Origin of the sequence: Streptomyces sp. NPDC052236 (assembly GCF_044548015.1) — a bacterium.
Lineage (GTDB): Bacteria > Actinomycetota > Actinomycetes > Streptomycetales > Streptomycetaceae > Streptomyces.
Window position 1 is genome coordinate 56,438 of sequence record NZ_JBIUBL010000021.1, and the last position, 15,081, is coordinate 71,518.

Consider the following 15,081-nt stretch of genomic DNA (forward strand, 5'->3'; position numbering starts at 1 on the left):
ACCTGCACGGCATGGAGGCATTATGGGGGCGAGCGATCGCTGGACCGTCGACTTCTACGACATGGTTGAAGTTGTTCCGCATGACGCACTGGAGGAGTTCCTGTGGTTCGGTGACCTGCACGAGCGGGCAGCTCGCAACGGGGCCCGCCACGGCACGCCGATTCTGAACTCCCCTACAGGCCATGCGGATCCGCGGATCAACCTCTTCTTCCGTACCGGCTCGATGGCGGGTGCGTCGAGGAAGACGATGCGGCGGTACGCCTACTCCCTGGCGGTGTGGCTGACCTTCCTTCACGTCTTCGGCCGAAACTGGGACGAAGCGACGCCCGGTGACGTTGAGGCGTACAAGGACTGGCGGCTCACCGACGTCCGCAACGACGAGCGGGTCAAGGGCACGAGCTTCGACACCGACCGTGCGGCCCTCAACTGCTTCTACACCTGGGCCGGCCCCCGCTATCGGTCGGTCAACCCGGTACCCTCCGTGCCCCGCCAAGTCCCCTCGTCCGCGAAGCCCTCCGCAGTGGTCGGCGGTTCCGGGCAACTCCGGGCCAGGAACGGGCGTGATCCCTTGAGGCCGGCGGCCAGCCGTCGGCGTCAGGTGAAGTGGCTGCTGCGCAGCGGATTCGAGCAGTGGCGCAACATCGGTCTGCGCGGCTACGGGTTCGATGGCCTGCGGCGACCGGGCTGGCGCGGGTACAACGAGGACCGCGACGTCGCCTTCGTCGAGGGCTTGTACGGCACAGGGCTCCGCCTTCAGGAGTGGGCCAGCATCCTCGACGTCGAGCTGCCGTTCGGCGCAAATGGGCGGTACCTGCGGGCCTGGCTAGCCGCCGCGTGCATCAAGGGTGCGCCGGACGAGGGCCGCTACTACCGGATTCCGCGCCGCATGTTGACGGACTCGGTGGCCTCGTACATGGACGAGGTGGAGGGGTCACGGACGGAGGTGATCCGCCGCGCCCAGCGGGCCGGCCGCTACGACCGCTTGTCTGGGGTGCGGATCGTGACGGGCTACAGTGCCCGCACGCGGGAGCTGCACATCCAGACGGCGTCCGGGGCTTCGGTGCCGCTCTCCTTGGATGTGCTCGGCCCCGACGAGCGTCTTCGGCTGTTCCGTATGACACCCAACGGCTTGGAGCCGCTTGCGGTGTGGCTCTCTCACGACGGCCTGCCGAAGAAGGTCGGAGGCTGGGAGGACACCTTCCGGGACGCCAACGAGCGCATTGCCGATCTGTGGGCCGACCTCTCAGCGGAGGAGCTGACACCGGAGGAGCGTGAACGGCGCCGGGCCCAGTGCCCCGTGTGGGCTCGCGCCCACATGCTCCGGCATTCCTTCGCCTTGCGCTGGTACCTGGTGCTGTCCCTGGTGTGGCAGCCACACCTGGATGGCTTCTCCGACGAGCAACTCAAGGACCTTCGCGATCAGTTCGGCGACGTCTGGTATGCCCTGTCGATTCTGTTGGGCCACAGTCACCCGGATACGACCCGCGATCACTACCTGGCGCCCTTCACCGGTCTCCATGTCGACTACCTGATGGCGCTGCTCGACGAGGACGAGCAGACCGCGATGGAGTCGCTTGTTCGCACAGCCGTGGCCGCCACCGGGGTGGTCCTGGCGGCGGAGGGCGCCCGGTGAGCCGGGGCGGACGGCGGGCGAATCTGCCTTCGGCGTCGTGGCAGCCGCCGCAGCTCGGTGTCGTCCCGGAGGCAGGCGGCACGCTGGTGCGGTTCCTGGCGGAATCGGGAGAGCAGTCCAAGACGTACGACTTTTCCATCTGCGAGGTGGCACCCGAGTTGCAGCAGTGGCTGGCCAGGTGTCTCAGCCGCCGGATCGGCACAGCGCGCACGCCGGTCAAGCGGCTCACGGCCGCCGACGACCACTTTGGGGCGCTGCGCGGATTTGCGCGTGTCCTGAGCAGGCAGCAGCCAGTGCCAACTTGCCCGCAGGAGTTGGCGGGCATGCACATCCGCGCGTTTGTGGAGCATTACGACGATCAGCCGAAGCGTCAGCATTCTGCCTTCAAGCAGCTGCGTTCCGTGCTGCGGAACGATCCGGAGCTCCCGGAGGCCGCCCGCCAGGCTCTCTTCGACGTCCGGGTGAAGGAGCCCGAGGTGATCCGCCCCGGGGCCTACGCGGACGACGACTGGCAGGCGATCATGACGGCGGCGCGGCGAGATATCCGCCTGGCGCGGGAGCGGATCGAGGTCGGACAGCGCCTCCTGGCACGGTGGCGCGGCGGCGATCCCGTGCTCAGCCGGCAGGAGGCAGAGCGCGGGGCCCTCTTGGACATCTTCGACTGCACCGGCGACCTGCCGCGTCAGGCCGGGGGCAAGGGCAACCACACGAACGCGGTGTTGCGCGCCGGCGGCTTTCACCACCTGGCCGCGAGCTTGTGCCTGACCAGGCCGGAAGCGACCGCGTTCTGTCTTCTGCTGACCGCGCTGACCCAGGAGAACTTCGGCACCATCGCCGCGTGGCCCGCGGCGCACTTCCACCCGGAGGGCGCCCAGGAAGACGAGCGCGTCGTCTTGGTGGAGGAGTCCAAGCCCCGGCGCGGCCCCGAGCGGGAGCACATGATCGCAGCGCTGGAACACCTGCCCGACGCGGTCGCAGAGCTCCTCGGCGCCGCTGCCGACGAGTCCCGCCTTATGCGGTCACCGCTGCGCCTGTACCTGCTCCTGCTGTCCTTCACGGAGTTGCCGCGTCGCCACGGCGGGACGTCCGCAGCCTTCGCTGTACTCAACCAACGGGGGGAACGCTGGGGCGTTGGGGTCCGGGCCGGCGATGCCCGCAATTGGGCCCGGTCACACGGCTTTCCCGCCGCCCGGCATGCCACCCCGGGCCGGCCGGGTGTGGACACCGACCGCATCCGGCAAACGGCCCTGGAGCGCCGTCGGCATCCCGTGGCGCACTCGCGCCACACCCACAACGACATTTACCTCAAGGGCAGCAGCACCGTACGGGCCGACAGCCGGAAGGTCGTCGGTGCGGCGCTGCGCCAGGAGGTCGCCAAGGCCCGTGTGGTGCAGTCGGTTCCAGTCTTCACCGCCGAGTTCGTCGCCTGGGCCCGCGAGAACCTGGGCGAGGCCGCGGCCCAGGCGGGCCTGGAACCTCGGACGCTGAAGGACCTTCTCGACGCCCAGCGGGACACCGCCGCTGTCGCCTGCGTGGACCACCTCGCCAGCCCCGTCGCCGAACCTGGCCAACCGTGCACGGCCTCTTTTCTGCAGTGCCTCACCTGTGAGAACGCTCGGGCGCTGCCGCACCACCTTCCCGTGCAGATGGCCGCCCGAGACGGCATTCTGCAGCGACGCCCCCATCTCGACCCGCCCGTGTGGCATGCCCGCTTCCGCGCTCCGCTTCAGCAACTGGAGGGGATCATCGACCACTTCACCGAAGCCGAGCACCGGCAGGCGCAAGATGACCTGACCGCCGACCAGCAGCGGCTGGTCGATGACCTTCTTGACGGCCGCTTGGATCTGCGATGACCAGCGCCGTCGCCACCTTCGCCGTGCCGGACGGCACACGGCCGGCCGCCGACATCGTCATCCTGCGCAACCGGCCTCTGCGCGCCGGAACAGAGAGGGCAACCCTGTCCCGCTTCGGCGACATGGTCTGGCACATCATGCCGGCGCACCCTGATGCCCACCTCCACATCACGCCGCTGATCTGGAGCCACTACCCTTCGATATTCCACCTCACCTTCAAGACCTTCTTCCTCGCCGCGCTCGACCACCCCTATCCGGGCAGCCCAGTCACCGTCCAGCGCGGCGGCGAGCGCGCAGGCGTCGCGACGTTCCGCTACTGGTTCATGGATCTTCAGGTCTTCGCGGAATGGCTCGTCGGGGCGGGGATTTCGCGCCTGTGCGACGTCACCGAACACCATCTGGACACCTACCGCACCTACGTCCTGGCTCTACAACGCAAGCCGGGGCGGAAGGTGGACATGCTGGCCGCGGTGCGCACGCTGTGGCTGTACGGCCCGCACTTGCCCGACGAGGGACGGCTGGCCACGGGCTACCCCTGGCCCGGGGCATCCGACGATGAGCTCAAGAGCCCTGCCGGAGGCCGCGACAACAAGACGCCGCGGATCGCCCCCGTGACCATGACGGCCCTGCTCGCCTGGGCGTTGCATGTCATCGAGGCGGTCGGCCCCGACGTACGGGACGCATGGGTTGAGCATCAGCAGTTCAGAGCCGGGACGCACCCGTCCCAGGCCGAGTTCGACGGCCTTCCGACGGGGGAACGTATTCAGCGGTACATCGCCCGCTGCCGACGGGACGGGACCCCATTGCCCGGACACCGCACGGAGGACGGGCAGCGGACCATCAACTTCTCGGCCATCCAGCGGATGCTCCAGACGACCACGGTCTTCTCCTTCACCCTCAAGCAGAAGCGGACCCTGCGGGAGTCGGGGCTGCCCATCGCCGAAGACACCTACATCGGGCAGATCAGGGGTGTGATCGACGGCCGGCCGTGGCGCGACTCGCCCATCGCCGTGCCCGAACTGCGCAATCTCATCCGCATGGTGGCTGCGGCAGCTTTCGTGGTGATCTGCTATCTCAGTGGGGCCCGTCCCGGAGAGGTGCTCAACCTGCGGCCCGGCTGCCGGGCAACCGACGAGGAGACCGGGGAACTGCTGATCGTCGGCCGCCGGGGCAAGGGGTACGACCGCGCCTCTCTTCCGGTGGTGGAGGCAGAGGTGGTCGCGGAGGCGTCGCCGGAACAACGGCCGTGGGTCGTCGTCACTCCGGTGCACGACGCCATCGCGCTGCTGGAGAGCTTCGGCGACTACGCCTTCTTGTTCCCCGCCAGCTTCACCAACGCCCAGACCAAGCGGCCGAACGACTTCAACGCCCGGCAGGTTGAGTCGGTCACCAGGGACCTGGAGGACTTCGTCGCTTGGGTGAACAGCACGTTCGGCCGCCCCGGCAGCGACGTACCCGTCCCGCCGGACCCGACCAAGCACCTGCACGCCTCGCGCTTCAGGAGGACGCTGGCGTACTTCATCGTCCGCCGGCCCCGCGGTCTGGTGGCCGCCGCGCTGCAGTACGCCCATGTCCACACCAAAGTCACCCTGAGCTATGCAGGCCGGGACGATTCCTCCTGGATGGACGACATCCAGCTGGAGATCCTGGAGATGGTGCTGGAACAGAATGAGCAGGACGCCCGGCTGCTGGAGTCGGGCGAACAGGTATCCGGCCCCGCTGCCGATGAGTACCGACACCGCGTACGCACACACGCCCGGTTCGCCGGACGCGTCGTCACCGCCGGCAGGAGCGTCGAGCGACTGCTCGGTCAGACGGATCCGAACATCCACCATGGCGAGGCCATGACCTGTGTGTGGCGGCTCGAGACGGCCGCCTGCCGCAAGGCCCGTCTCGAAGCCGGACTGCCCGCTGAAGACGGCCCCAACGAGGGGGAGTGCTGGTCGAGTTGCATCAATCTCGTCTACACGGATCGGAACATCGTCGAGCAGAGGCGTCTGCAGCAGCAGTGGGACGAGGCGGCAGCCGACCCGCTCAGCCCACGTCCCTTGCGCGACCGAGCAGCCGCGCTGGCTGAGAACAGCCGAGCGATCATCGCAGACCACCAAGCGCAGCCGGTTCCGACAACATCAACGACGGAGGAGCGGTGATGGGCCGCCGACCGCGTGACGAGGAAGCCGACCGGGCCGCGATCCGGGCCGCGGCCGACCGGCTCCTGGCCGGCACTCCGCTGCACTCGCAGTCCGGAAAGCTGACCGCCTCGGAGCTGATCACCGAGAGCAGGCTGCGGCGGGACGTCGTGTACCGGCACACCGATCTCATCCAGGACTTTCAAGCCCGCGCCAAGGCCCAGAACTCCATCCCGAGCGCGATGCAGGAACTCGCTGACGAGAACCGGCAACTCAAGTCCGAGGCCGACGACTTGAGGGGCGAACTCCGCCAGGAGCAGGCGAGCGGCAAGACCATGCGAATGATTATTGCGGAGCTCTCCCTCGAACTGGAACAAGCCAAGGCCGAACTCGAGGGCGCCTCGGGCGTCGCCCGGCTGCCGGACCGGCGCTGACCCGAGCAGCGCTCTCGACCGGGTTCTGGGCGAACGAACCCGTGCCGCCCCTCGCCCTGCTACCGGTCGAGGAAGACTCCTCAGGCGGCGGATGCGGCGGCTGAGGAGTCTTCGGGGCCCTCCCATCGGGCATCGGTGTCGTTGGTGGCGACTACGCACTGGAGGAAGGCGCTGAATGCGGCGTCTCCCATCTGAATTCGGACGGTCTCCAGGAGGAGAGCTGCCCAGTCCATGTACGGGACGTCGTCGGGGTTCTCGAACTTCTCGCGGAGGGCCGTGTCGCGGCACAGGGCGTACGTCAGGCCGCCGGCAGCGTCACTCATGTAGCGGTGGTGTGCTGCGAGTGCGCTGCGGGTGACCCGGCTGAAGTCCTCGTACCCCATGAAGCTGCCGATCGTGCCCAGAAGGGCCCGTGCTGCCGTCGCGTCCCGCGGAATCTCGGTCCAGCTGTCTTCGTCTGCCGCGGGATCTGCGTACAGCTTGAATAGTCGCCGGTTGGCTTTATTCACCAGTAGTGGTTCTGGCTCACCTTCTGTGGTGTCTGGCCCTGCGGGTCTGCAACTGACTCGGGGTAGGCCGCTGACCTGGTGCTTCCCTCGCTCGTCGGCTGCGATACACCGAGCGGCTGCGCCGCACCACAGCAGTTGAGCCAAAACCCCAGTAGTGCCGTCGATTGTTCACGGGTTTGGGAGGCACCCAGATCCACGGTCGAGTGATGTTCACGAGTGCTCTGACGTCATTTCTCGTGAACATTCACCGGACCATCGCCCGACCATCGCTGCTCAAACTGCCAGACAAACGCTGCTGCTGAACGTGAACGAAGCCAGCCGGTCGAGTTCGCAGCGGTACCCGGCATCGTGAAGGTCCATGGCATGTGCCTGTCGTTCTGGCGGGCCCGGGCGGTACGCGACACCGTGCGAACAGTCACCGTTTCAGCCGACTTCTGTAGGCAGAACTGTCGCGTCTCACTGAGGATGCGCAGGGCCGTGAGCTCGCAGTTTGGGCTCTGCAGACGATCGCGTCCAATACGTACGGTCGCCGACGTGCTCATGACCTACTTCTCATCGATCGGTTGGGAGTCGGGAGCCGTCGAGTCAGCCAGTCATCCCGGACCTCATGCCGCCCTTGACAGACGACGACCTTCTCTTCGAGGACGATGCCGGGCCTGGGATCACCGTGGTACTCAACCGGTGGATCCAGGTGAGGGGCCCCGCGAACGGCTGCAAGTCCTCAGATTCCTGGGAGACGGGCTTGCACTGGTGAGGTCCTATTCAACGGTCGCCCGTTTTTCGAGGGTCCACCCGGGTTGGTGACCGTGTGTGGTCGCCGGGGCCTATTCAGTCGAATTCCTCTGGCCTCGGCACTGCTGCAGATGTCAACGGGACATGGCACGACGCCCTACCAGCGAAGGGGAAGGACGGAGTGTTTCTCCAGGCAAGATGGCTGGTCTCTTCGGTTGGTCTGTGCTGTGCGGCATCTCGATAGAGGCCGTTTGGGTAATGGTGCTGTCGGCGCCCGCGGCCACTTTGCGTAACCTCGTTACCAGAAGGGCACCGACAGCTATTCCGCCACCGCTCCGCCGGTCGCGGTGCAAAGGGGTGCTGGATGTCGATGACAAGTCGGCGCGGTCTGCTGGCGAGATCTGCGGGAGCGGTGGCGGTCACTCTCGTGCCCAGCTCCGGCGCGGCAAGGGTGAACACACCGCAGGAGCGGCCGGTCACTACGGTCGATGGGCGCGTGGACTGGGACGCCTTGCGGGCGCAGTTTCGTCTGGAGCCGGGATGGGTGAACCTTGCGTTGTTCTATCTGGCCTCGCATCCGAAGGTGGTGGGGGATGCGGTGGATCATTTGAGGGCACAGGTCGACGCCAATCCTCTGTCGGTGCCCACGGGGCTGGCGCTGCCCGATGGTCCTACCGGATGGCCCCGGGTACGCCAGGCGCTCGCGGCCTACCTGGGAGGCCGGGCCGAGGACATCGCGATGACGGCGAGCACGAGTATCGGGCTGGGCGTCGTCTACAACGGCGTCGTGACCCGTCCGGGACAAGAGTTCCTGTTGACGGAGTACGACCACATCTCCCATCGCACCGCCGCCCGGTTGGCCGCCGAAAAGCATGGCAACACGCTACGGCTGGGCTCCTGGTTCGCCGATCCGGCCACCGCGACGGCGGACGGCATCGCAGCGTCAGTCGGCGAGGCGATACGCCCGAACACCAGAGTCGTGGGGATTACCTGGGTGCAGTCGAGCACGGGGCTTCGGATGCCGGTGCGTGCGGTGGCCGAGGTGGTGCGCCGGGCCAATGAAGGGCGCAGTCCTGCCGACCGGTGCCTGCTGGTCGTCGACGGCGTGCACGGGCTGGCGGCAGTCGACGAGGATGCCGCCGGCCTGGGCGCGGACGTGGTGATCGCCGGAACGCACAAATGGTTGTTCGGTCCAAGGGGAACGGGGCTGGTCTGGGTGGCGCCGGACGTCCTCGACCAGCTGCGGCCCACGTTCGTGAGCTTCATCGGTGGCGGGGGAGCAGCGCCCTTGTCGCCCGGCGGGTTTCTGGCGTTCGAGCATGCCTTCGCCCTGCCGGTGGCGGTGGCGCTGCATGAGCAGCTGGGTCGAGCACGCGTTGCCGCCCGCATCACACAGCTGTCGACGCGGGTGAAGCAAGGACTGAGCCGCATCCCCGGGGTCACCGTGTACACCCCTGCCGACGCGGAGCTGTCAGCGGGCATCACCTGTTTCAGCGTGGCCGGACACACCCATCAGCAGGTCGTCGACCACGCCGCCACCCACCGCGTGCGGCTGTCCACCTCGACCTACACCCGGATCGGTACCGCCGTTATCAACACTCCAGCCGAGATCGACACCGCACTGAACAGCCTGGCTGACCTCACCCGCTGAAAACCGTGCTCGGACACCGTCGCCTTGCCGCCTTGCCGCCTTCAGGGAAGTCGACCCCAGTCACCGGCCACCACAGGCCCGAGTGGCGGCGGCGGTCGGCACCATCCGCTGCCCAGACCCGGCGGTTTAGCACGTCAGGCGCACGTGGACCTGCTCGGCCCGGGGGTCCTGGGCTTTCCCGGCGACACCCCGCCCTCCCCAGCCGAGGACGGCTCGCGGGCGCTGTCGGCACAGCACGTTCTGATGGCCCGGCTGGTGGCCGCGGCCCTGCGGCAGGAGCAGCACCGCCACGGCAACGTCATGGACAAGGACCTGGCCCCCATCAGCCAGCTGCCCTGGGTGTCGTGGGTCTGGAGCGCCTGGGCAAGTTCATCGCGGACATCGTCGTGGACGGGGACCGCAGCGGCCGGCGCGAAGCGGGAGAAGAAGCTCCCATAGATTGCCGAGGTGCTCCAGAAGCAGGCATGGGAGCTGGAGAACGAGGTGAAGGAGGGGGCCTGACCCGCAGTCAGCGGGGCAGCCCGCCTTCTGCGGCTTGTTCCCGGCACTTGCGGGCATGGCCAGTGGCCCGTCGCGTCCCGTCTCGGGACACCTGCAGCAGTCGATCCCCGGCCCTGCCCCACGGGGAAGGGCCAGGGATCGGCCGACGTCTTGCGGGATCCAGTCGGTTGGGCCGGCCGAAGGCGACAGGAGCCGGTGCGTCTACCCGACGGGCACCGTAGGCCGGGCGGGCTTGTTACGCCGGTGTTCGTCCTGCTTGCGCCACCCGTACCGGGTTACGCCCCGCGGCTTGAACATGGAGAGGGCCAGGATGATGAGCAGCACCACCAGGCCGCCGACGGAGTGGGGCAGTGTGCCTGGCAGCTCGCGGGGATCGGGGCTGGACGCTGCTGTCGCTGCCAGGTGGCTCACGGTCTGTGTCTCTATCAACAAGACTGTGGCGGCGAAGGCGGTGAGGCCGAGCTTCACCAGCACCCAGTAGTGCCGGAACAGGCCCCACGGGGTGCCCAGCGCGTTGATGATCCCAATCAGCACCGACGCGAGGGCCAGCGGGACGACGGCGTACAGGACCATCACCTCCATCGCGGCGTACGCGCCGCGCACCGTCAACACGTTCGGGCTGGTCACAGCGGTGACATCGAGAGCGAGATACGCGCAGACCGCGCCGAGCCAGCCGACCGAGGTGGCGACGTGAGCGGTCAGCACGGTTTTACGGAGGCGGGGCGGCATGATCATCAGTTGCTGCCCTCGGGTGGCGCGTGGCCGCCCGGACTGCCAACGGAGGGCTGGATTTCTGTGACGCCGGCCGATCCTGTGCCGCCGGCTCCCATGTGCCGACCAGGGCCGTGATCGCCACCGAGGCCGGTGAGCTTCGTGATCAGGACCAGCAGGATCAGGACGCCGACGACGATTGCGGACACCTTCACCCAGCGTGGCGCCCTGGGCGGTGCGGTGGGAGGCGATCCGCGGTCGGTCCCCACGCCGGTGTCGTCGCCGGTGCCGGGGTAGCGGGGCGGGTCAGCCATGAGATTCCTCCGGTGTGCGTGGTCGGCGAGTTCTCCGAGCGACAGCAGTTTACGAGACACTATGTCTATCTCAAATCAAAGCGTCACGGCAACATCGTCACGTATACTGCGGAGGTGCCGAAGCTGTGGAACGAGACGATCGAGGCGCACCGTCACGCGGTGCGCGAGGCGATCCTGGAGACCACCTGGGCGCTGGTGACCGAGCACGGGCTGATGTCGGTGACGATGACGCAGATCGCCGAGAAGGCCGGAATCGGGCGTGCGACGCTGTACAAGTACTTCCCGGACGTCGAAACGATCCTGGCGGCCTACCACGAACGTCACGTCGCCACCCACCTGGCACAACTTGCAGAACTGCGGGACCAGCCCGGTGACCCCAATGAGCGGCTCGCAGCGGTGCTGGAGCGGTACGCGTTCATCTGCTACTACCGCGGGCGGCACGGCAGCGAGGAGCTGGGCGCGCTTCTGCATCGGGGTGAGCATGTCGTCCGCGCGGAGCAGCAGCTCGTCAACCTGTTCCAAGACGTCCTGACCCAGGTCGCGGCAGCTGGCCACCTTCGGGATGATGTCCCGCCGGCGGAGCTCGCGAGCTACTGCCTCCACGCCCTCGGCGCGGCAGGCACCCTGCCCTCTGAAACCGCGGTCCGCGGACTGGTCACGGTCACGCTGGCCGGGCTGCGCCCCCCGAGCTGAAGCGGCTCGCGTCCGGGACGGGCGGTCGTTCCTGACCGTGCAGCTGTTCGTCGCCGCCACGACGAAGGCGTGAACACGACGAGAACGGAGCCGCGGCGTTGCTGGGACGCGCGGCTCCGTCTCTCACCCGAATCGGGTCAGCTCTTGTTGAGCAGCTTCTTCATCTGGTCGATCTCGGCGGTCTGGGCCGCGATGACGTCGTCCGCGAGCTTCTTGGCGGCAGCGTACTTACCGTCCGTCTTCTCGGACTTGGCCATCTCCACGGCGCCCTCGTGGTGCTTGATCATCATCTCCAGGAACATCTTGTCGAAGGCGGCGCCGGAGGCCTTCTCCATCCTGTCCATGTCCTCGCTGCTCATCATGCCGGGCATAGCGGAGGACATGTCGTGGCCCTCCATGCCGTCCATGTCGGCGGGGACGTCCTCGCCCCAGGAGGTGAGCCAGCCCGACATGGTCTTGATCTCCGGGTCCTGAGCGCCCTTGATCTTCGTGGCCAGCTCCTTGACCTCACTTGAGGACGCCCGGGTGTCGGCCATCTCGGCCATGTCCACGGCCTGCCGGTGGTGCTGGATCATCTCCTTGGCGAAGGAGACATCCGCGTCGTTGTGGTCCCCTGCCTGGGCCGTAGCCGACGTGGACGGCGAGGAGGAGTCCCCCATGGACCCCATGTCGTGGCCGCCACCACCACACGCGGCCAGCACGAGGGCTGCCGCCGCGGTGGCGGCGACGAGGGCGGTACGACGGATCAGTGAACGGTGCGTGGTCATTGCTGCTGAACTCCTGTGCATCAGGGATGGAAGGGCATGGCCGATAACGCGGCGCGGCGTTCGTCAGGAACGCTCGGCGTCACGTGGGCCGCTCTAGATCCGCAGGAGTTGGAGTTCGGCGAGGGAGGGCGGGGCCCGGCCGCCACCGGGCTCGCCTGGGGCGCCGAGACGTCGTACGTCGGACGCGTCGGCGGAGCACTGCAGGCCGGGCAACAGGGCAGGCGGGGCGGGCGGTCCGGGGACCGCGCTCGCCGAGCAGGTCGCGTCCGCATGCTCGGTGTGACCTTCGCAGCCGCCCGCATCATGAGTGCAGGCGTCGGGCTCGGTCACTTCCACGGCGGCGTGGCTGCCGTCGGCCGACATGGCGCTCACGGACATCTGGGCACCGGTCGGCATCGCGCCGAGGCCGTGCATGCCGATCAGACCGATGAACAGACCGAAGACGAGCAGGGCGCACAGCCGCAGCGCGGGCTGCGGTCGCAGGGCCTGTTCGACTCGGGTCACACGGCCATCGTGGACAGGAACCGGACGCCCTTGCGGCTAACCGCGCGGGCGTCGACAACGGTCTGCCCTGATGCCGTCCGACGCCGCCTTGATAACGAGCCGCCTTACTGACGCAACGAACGCTCCCCCGCCCCGTCTACTATGGATCTGCGTACAGGGGCGGCGGAGAGGAAACGGTCATGCGGAGGCTGGGGGAGCTAGAGGCGGAGATCATGGACCGCCTGTGGAGGTGGAACCGTCCCGCCACAGTCCGTGAAGTCGTCGACGACATCAACAAACACCGGGACGTCGCGTACACCACGGTCATGACCGTGGCGAACATCCTCTACAACAAGGGCTGGCTGCTGCGCACCAAGCAGGGCCGCGCCTGGCTGTACGCGCCGGTGCGCAGCCGCGAGGCGTACTCCGCGGCGCTCATGGAAGACGGGCTGGGCGCGAGCGAGGACCGCTCGATGGCATTGGCGCACTTCGTGGAGAACATGTCCGAGGAAGAGACGGCCGCCCTACGCAAGGCCCTGCGGAACGCGGGTCGTCAGGCCAAGGCATGAACGCGGCCCCCGCCCTGATCGGTTATGCCGCGGTGATCGGCGTCGTCGCTCCGCGCGGCATGCTGCGCAGCGCCTGGCCGCACCGTGCCCCCGCGCTGGCCGCCGCCGTATGGCACGCGCTGTCGGTCTCGTTCGCGGTCTCCGTGGCGCTTGCGGCCTTTCACCTCGCGGCGCCGACCGAGCACCTCCATGCGGGGTTCGTGGGAATCCTGCACTCGTGCGGGGTGGACGTGGGCCCGGGCAGACCCAACCCCAACATCGCGGACCGACTGGCCGTCGCCTTGCCCGCCGTGGTGGGGCTGGCGCTGGCCGTGAGCTTCGCCTTCCACACCCTGCGCGCCCGGCGGGAGCGCGCCCGGCACCGCGCCATCCTCGACGTGGTCGGCCGCCGATCCGCCGAGCTGCGTGCCACCGTTCTCGTCCACTCCACCCCGGCCGCGTACTGCCTGCCGGGCCGCTGTCCCCGGATCGTGGTCAGCGAGGGCGCGCTGCGGCTGCTGTCGGCCGAGCAGCTCGACGCGGTACTGGAGCACGAGCGTGCCCACATCGTCGGCCGCCATCACCTGGTGCTTGCGGCCGTGGAGGCCTTCGCGACGGTGTTCCGGTGGGTGCCGCTTGCCCGGCACGCCAGGGAACAGACGGCGCTGCTGCTGGAGATGGTCGCGGACGACCGTGCACTGCGCCGGCAGTCGCACGACGTGCTGGCCACGGCGATGTACGAGATGGCGGCCGGCCGCGCCCCGAAGGGGGCGTTCGCCGCGAGCGGCCACACGGTGGTGGTCCGCCTCCAGCGGATTCTCGGCCCGCGCCATGAGGCCCACCCCGCGCTGTGGGGTTCCGTCGCTGCCGCCGCGCTGACCGTGCCGGTTCTTCCCCTACTCCTCGCCTGCCCGCCCGGTCTCGGATAGCCGACAGCGACCGGCAGCGCCCCTGCCCGCGGGGGTGTTTACGGGGCAGCTTGCCAGTTGTCTTACGAAGCTACTAAGTTCTCACTCGTTTGGGCGACGCGATCCGCACGCCCGGCCCGCGTGCAGACGAGCAGAGGAGTACCCACGGCATGGGAACGCACCGCCGCCCGAAGCCGCCCAGCCGGGCCCGGCTCACCACCCTCGGCGTCGCGGCGGGAGCTTTCGGTCTCATACCGTCGCAGAGCCAGGCCGAGCCCAAGCCCACCGTGGATGAAGTGCGCAAGCAGGTGGAGCAGTTGTACGAGGAGGCCGAGGCGCCCACCGAGGAGTACCTCGGCATCCGTGAGCGGCAGCAGAAGCTGGAGAAGGCAGCCGGCGAGGCCCGGGACCGCATCGCCCGCCAGCAGGACGAGATCAACGAACTGCGCGACCAGATCGGGCCATTCGCTGCCGCGCAGTACCGCAGCGGAGGCATCGACGCCAGCCTGCAGCTGGTTCTGTCCGCCGATCCCGACGACTACCTGGAGCAGGCCTCACTGCTCAACCGCGTCGGCGACCGGCAGGCGACGGCAATGCGCGCACTCCAGGGCAAGCAGCGCCGACTCACTCAAGACCGTGAGGAGGCGACGGCGCAGCTCCGCGAGGTCGAGGAGGCCCGCACCAAGGCCGCCGCCAAGAAGAGCCAAGTCACGAAGAAGCTGGCCGAGGCGCGCAAGCTCCTCGCCAGCCTGACCGCCGAGGAGCGGACCCGTCTTGCCGCCGCCGAGGAGCGCGAGGACGCTGCGTCGGGCGCCAGCGACGGCGCGGCGTCGTACAACGGACCGGCCAGCGGGCGCGCCAAGGCCGCGCTGGACTTCGCGTACGCCCAGCTTGGCAAGCCCTACGAATGGGGCTCCACCGGCCCCAACTCCTTCGACTGCTCGGGTCTGACCGGCGCCTCGTGGCGCGCCGCCGGAGTCTCGCTGCCGCGCACCGTCCAGCAGCAGTACGACGTGGGTCGCAAGGTCGCCAAGTCGGACCTGCAGCCCGGCGATATCATCTACTGGTACAACAGCACCCAGCACAACGGCATGTACGTCGGCAACGGCAAGGCCATCCACGCCCCGCGCACCGGCAAGAACATTGAGATCGTCCCCCTCGACAGCATGCCGTTCTTCGCCGCCAGCCGCCCCTGAGAGCTCCCCATCCGCAGCA

16 protein-coding genes are annotated in these 15,081 nt (G+C 68.3%); 10 read left to right on the forward strand and 6 right to left on the reverse strand.

Annotation, left to right across the window (positions count from 1 at the left end; genetic code table 11):
- The first annotated feature begins 22 nt into the window (after positions 1–22).
- The 4 genes from ACIHCQ_RS29685 to ACIHCQ_RS29700 are packed head-to-tail and all read left to right on the forward strand — an operon-like array spanning position 23 to position 6,049.
- Entirely contained in the window at positions 23–1,633 is a 1,611-nt protein-coding gene (locus ACIHCQ_RS29685) for a site-specific integrase (protein WP_399668893.1), read from the forward strand.
- Positions 1,630–3,486 carry a hypothetical protein gene (locus ACIHCQ_RS29690; protein WP_399668896.1) on the forward strand — a complete coding sequence of 619 codons (1,857 nt, stop codon included), beginning with the start codon at positions 1,630–1,632 and terminating at the stop codon, positions 3,484–3,486. The genes ACIHCQ_RS29685 and ACIHCQ_RS29690 overlap by 4 nt, the downstream gene beginning before the upstream one ends.
- On the forward strand, positions 3,483–5,636 hold the full coding sequence (locus ACIHCQ_RS29695; RefSeq protein WP_399668899.1) for an integrase: 2,154 nt from the start codon (positions 3,483–3,485) through the stop codon (positions 5,634–5,636). Before ACIHCQ_RS29690 ends, ACIHCQ_RS29695 begins: the two co-directional genes overlap by 4 nt.
- The gene (locus ACIHCQ_RS29700; protein ID WP_399668902.1) at positions 5,636–6,049 is read left to right on the forward strand and encodes a hypothetical protein; all 414 of its coding nucleotides are present in this window, start codon (positions 5,636–5,638) and stop codon (positions 6,047–6,049) included. The genes ACIHCQ_RS29695 and ACIHCQ_RS29700 overlap by 1 nt, the downstream gene beginning before the upstream one ends.
- An 80-nt stretch (positions 6,050–6,129) precedes the next feature.
- Here ACIHCQ_RS29700 and ACIHCQ_RS29705 read toward each other — a convergent pair whose 3' ends face one another.
- A complete protein-coding gene (locus tag ACIHCQ_RS29705) occupies positions 6,130–6,558 on the reverse strand; it encodes a hypothetical protein (protein ID WP_399668905.1) in 429 nt (142 codons plus the stop codon).
- A gap of 227 nt (positions 6,559–6,785) precedes the next feature.
- Entirely contained in the window at positions 6,786–7,100 is a 315-nt protein-coding gene (locus tag ACIHCQ_RS29710; protein ID WP_399668908.1) for a hypothetical protein, read from the reverse strand.
- Positions 7,101–7,654: 554 nt separating this feature from the next.
- On the opposite strand from ACIHCQ_RS29710, the gene ACIHCQ_RS29715 reads away from it, so the two are divergent.
- Positions 7,655–8,941 (forward strand): aminotransferase class V-fold PLP-dependent enzyme, encoded by a 1,287-nt coding sequence (locus ACIHCQ_RS29715; RefSeq protein WP_399668911.1) that lies wholly within the window; start codon positions 7,655–7,657, stop codon positions 8,939–8,941.
- 144 nt (positions 8,942–9,085) lie between these two features.
- Entirely contained in the window at positions 9,086–9,379 is a 294-nt protein-coding gene (locus ACIHCQ_RS29720) for a hypothetical protein (protein WP_399668914.1), read from the forward strand.
- 264 nt (positions 9,380–9,643) lie between these two features.
- Here ACIHCQ_RS29720 and ACIHCQ_RS29725 read toward each other — a convergent pair whose 3' ends face one another.
- The gene (locus ACIHCQ_RS29725) at positions 9,644–10,177 is read right to left on the reverse strand and encodes a hypothetical protein (protein WP_399668917.1); all 534 of its coding nucleotides are present in this window, start codon (positions 10,175–10,177) and stop codon (positions 9,644–9,646) included.
- Complete coding sequence (locus tag ACIHCQ_RS29730) at positions 10,177–10,467, reverse strand: hypothetical protein (protein WP_399668920.1); 291 nt, start codon at positions 10,465–10,467, stop codon at positions 10,177–10,179. The genes ACIHCQ_RS29725 and ACIHCQ_RS29730 overlap by 1 nt, the downstream gene beginning before the upstream one ends.
- Positions 10,468–10,581: 114 nt before the next feature.
- Here ACIHCQ_RS29730 and ACIHCQ_RS29735 point away from each other — a divergent pair, with 114 nt between their 5' ends.
- Entirely contained in the window at positions 10,582–11,160 is a 579-nt protein-coding gene (locus ACIHCQ_RS29735) for a TetR/AcrR family transcriptional regulator (protein ID WP_399668923.1), read from the forward strand.
- Between the two features lie 137 nt (positions 11,161–11,297).
- On the opposite strand, the gene ACIHCQ_RS29740 is transcribed toward ACIHCQ_RS29735, so the two are convergent.
- A complete protein-coding gene (locus ACIHCQ_RS29740) occupies positions 11,298–11,927 on the reverse strand; it encodes a DUF305 domain-containing protein (protein ID WP_399668926.1) in 630 nt (209 codons plus the stop codon).
- A 93-nt stretch (positions 11,928–12,020) separates the two neighbouring features.
- Positions 12,021–12,431: a DUF6153 family protein gene (locus ACIHCQ_RS29745; protein WP_399668929.1), complete on the reverse strand. Its 411-nt coding sequence runs from the start codon at positions 12,429–12,431 to the stop codon at positions 12,021–12,023.
- Positions 12,432–12,610: 179 nt separating this feature from the next.
- Here ACIHCQ_RS29745 and ACIHCQ_RS29750 point away from each other — a divergent pair, with 179 nt between their 5' ends.
- The 3 genes from ACIHCQ_RS29750 (at position 12,611) to ACIHCQ_RS29760 (ending at position 15,062) form a co-directional block, all read left to right on the forward strand.
- Positions 12,611–12,979, forward strand: a complete 369-nt coding sequence (locus ACIHCQ_RS29750) for a BlaI/MecI/CopY family transcriptional regulator (RefSeq protein ID WP_399668932.1) — start codon at positions 12,611–12,613, stop codon at positions 12,977–12,979.
- Complete coding sequence (locus ACIHCQ_RS29755) at positions 12,976–13,887, forward strand: M56 family metallopeptidase (RefSeq protein ID WP_399668935.1); 912 nt, start codon at positions 12,976–12,978, stop codon at positions 13,885–13,887. The genes ACIHCQ_RS29750 and ACIHCQ_RS29755 overlap by 4 nt, the downstream gene beginning before the upstream one ends.
- Before the next feature lie 149 nt (positions 13,888–14,036).
- Positions 14,037–15,062 (forward strand): NlpC/P60 family protein, encoded by a 1,026-nt coding sequence (locus ACIHCQ_RS29760; RefSeq protein WP_399668939.1) that lies wholly within the window; start codon positions 14,037–14,039, stop codon positions 15,060–15,062.
- Positions 15,063–15,081: the final 19 nt, after the last annotated feature.

Excerpts from the sequence above, each read along its gene's own strand:
- ACIHCQ_RS29695 (WP_399668899.1), top strand. The coding sequence starts at position 3,483 with ATGACCAGCGCCGTCGCCACCTTCGCCGTGCCGGACGGCACACGGCCG.
- ACIHCQ_RS29725 (WP_399668917.1), bottom strand. The coding sequence starts at position 10,177 with ATGATCATGCCGCCCCGCCTCCGTAAAACCGTGCTGACCGCTCACGTC.
- ACIHCQ_RS29700 (WP_399668902.1), top strand. The coding sequence starts at position 5,636 with ATGGGCCGCCGACCGCGTGACGAGGAAGCCGACCGGGCCGCGATCCGG.
- ACIHCQ_RS29685 (WP_399668893.1), top strand. The coding sequence starts at position 23 with ATGGGGGCGAGCGATCGCTGGACCGTCGACTTCTACGACATGGTTGAA.
- ACIHCQ_RS29740 (WP_399668926.1), bottom strand. The coding sequence starts at position 11,927 with ATGACCACGCACCGTTCACTGATCCGTCGTACCGCCCTCGTCGCCGCC.
- ACIHCQ_RS29760 (WP_399668939.1), top strand. The coding sequence starts at position 14,037 with ATGGGAACGCACCGCCGCCCGAAGCCGCCCAGCCGGGCCCGGCTCACC.
- ACIHCQ_RS29715 (WP_399668911.1), top strand. The coding sequence starts at position 7,655 with ATGTCGATGACAAGTCGGCGCGGTCTGCTGGCGAGATCTGCGGGAGCG.
- ACIHCQ_RS29750 (WP_399668932.1), top strand. The coding sequence starts at position 12,611 with ATGCGGAGGCTGGGGGAGCTAGAGGCGGAGATCATGGACCGCCTGTGG.
- ACIHCQ_RS29710 (WP_399668908.1), bottom strand. The coding sequence starts at position 7,100 with ATGAGCACGTCGGCGACCGTACGTATTGGACGCGATCGTCTGCAGAGC.
- ACIHCQ_RS29730 (WP_399668920.1), bottom strand. The coding sequence starts at position 10,467 with ATGGCTGACCCGCCCCGCTACCCCGGCACCGGCGACGACACCGGCGTG.
- ACIHCQ_RS29755 (WP_399668935.1), top strand. The coding sequence starts at position 12,976 with ATGAACGCGGCCCCCGCCCTGATCGGTTATGCCGCGGTGATCGGCGTC.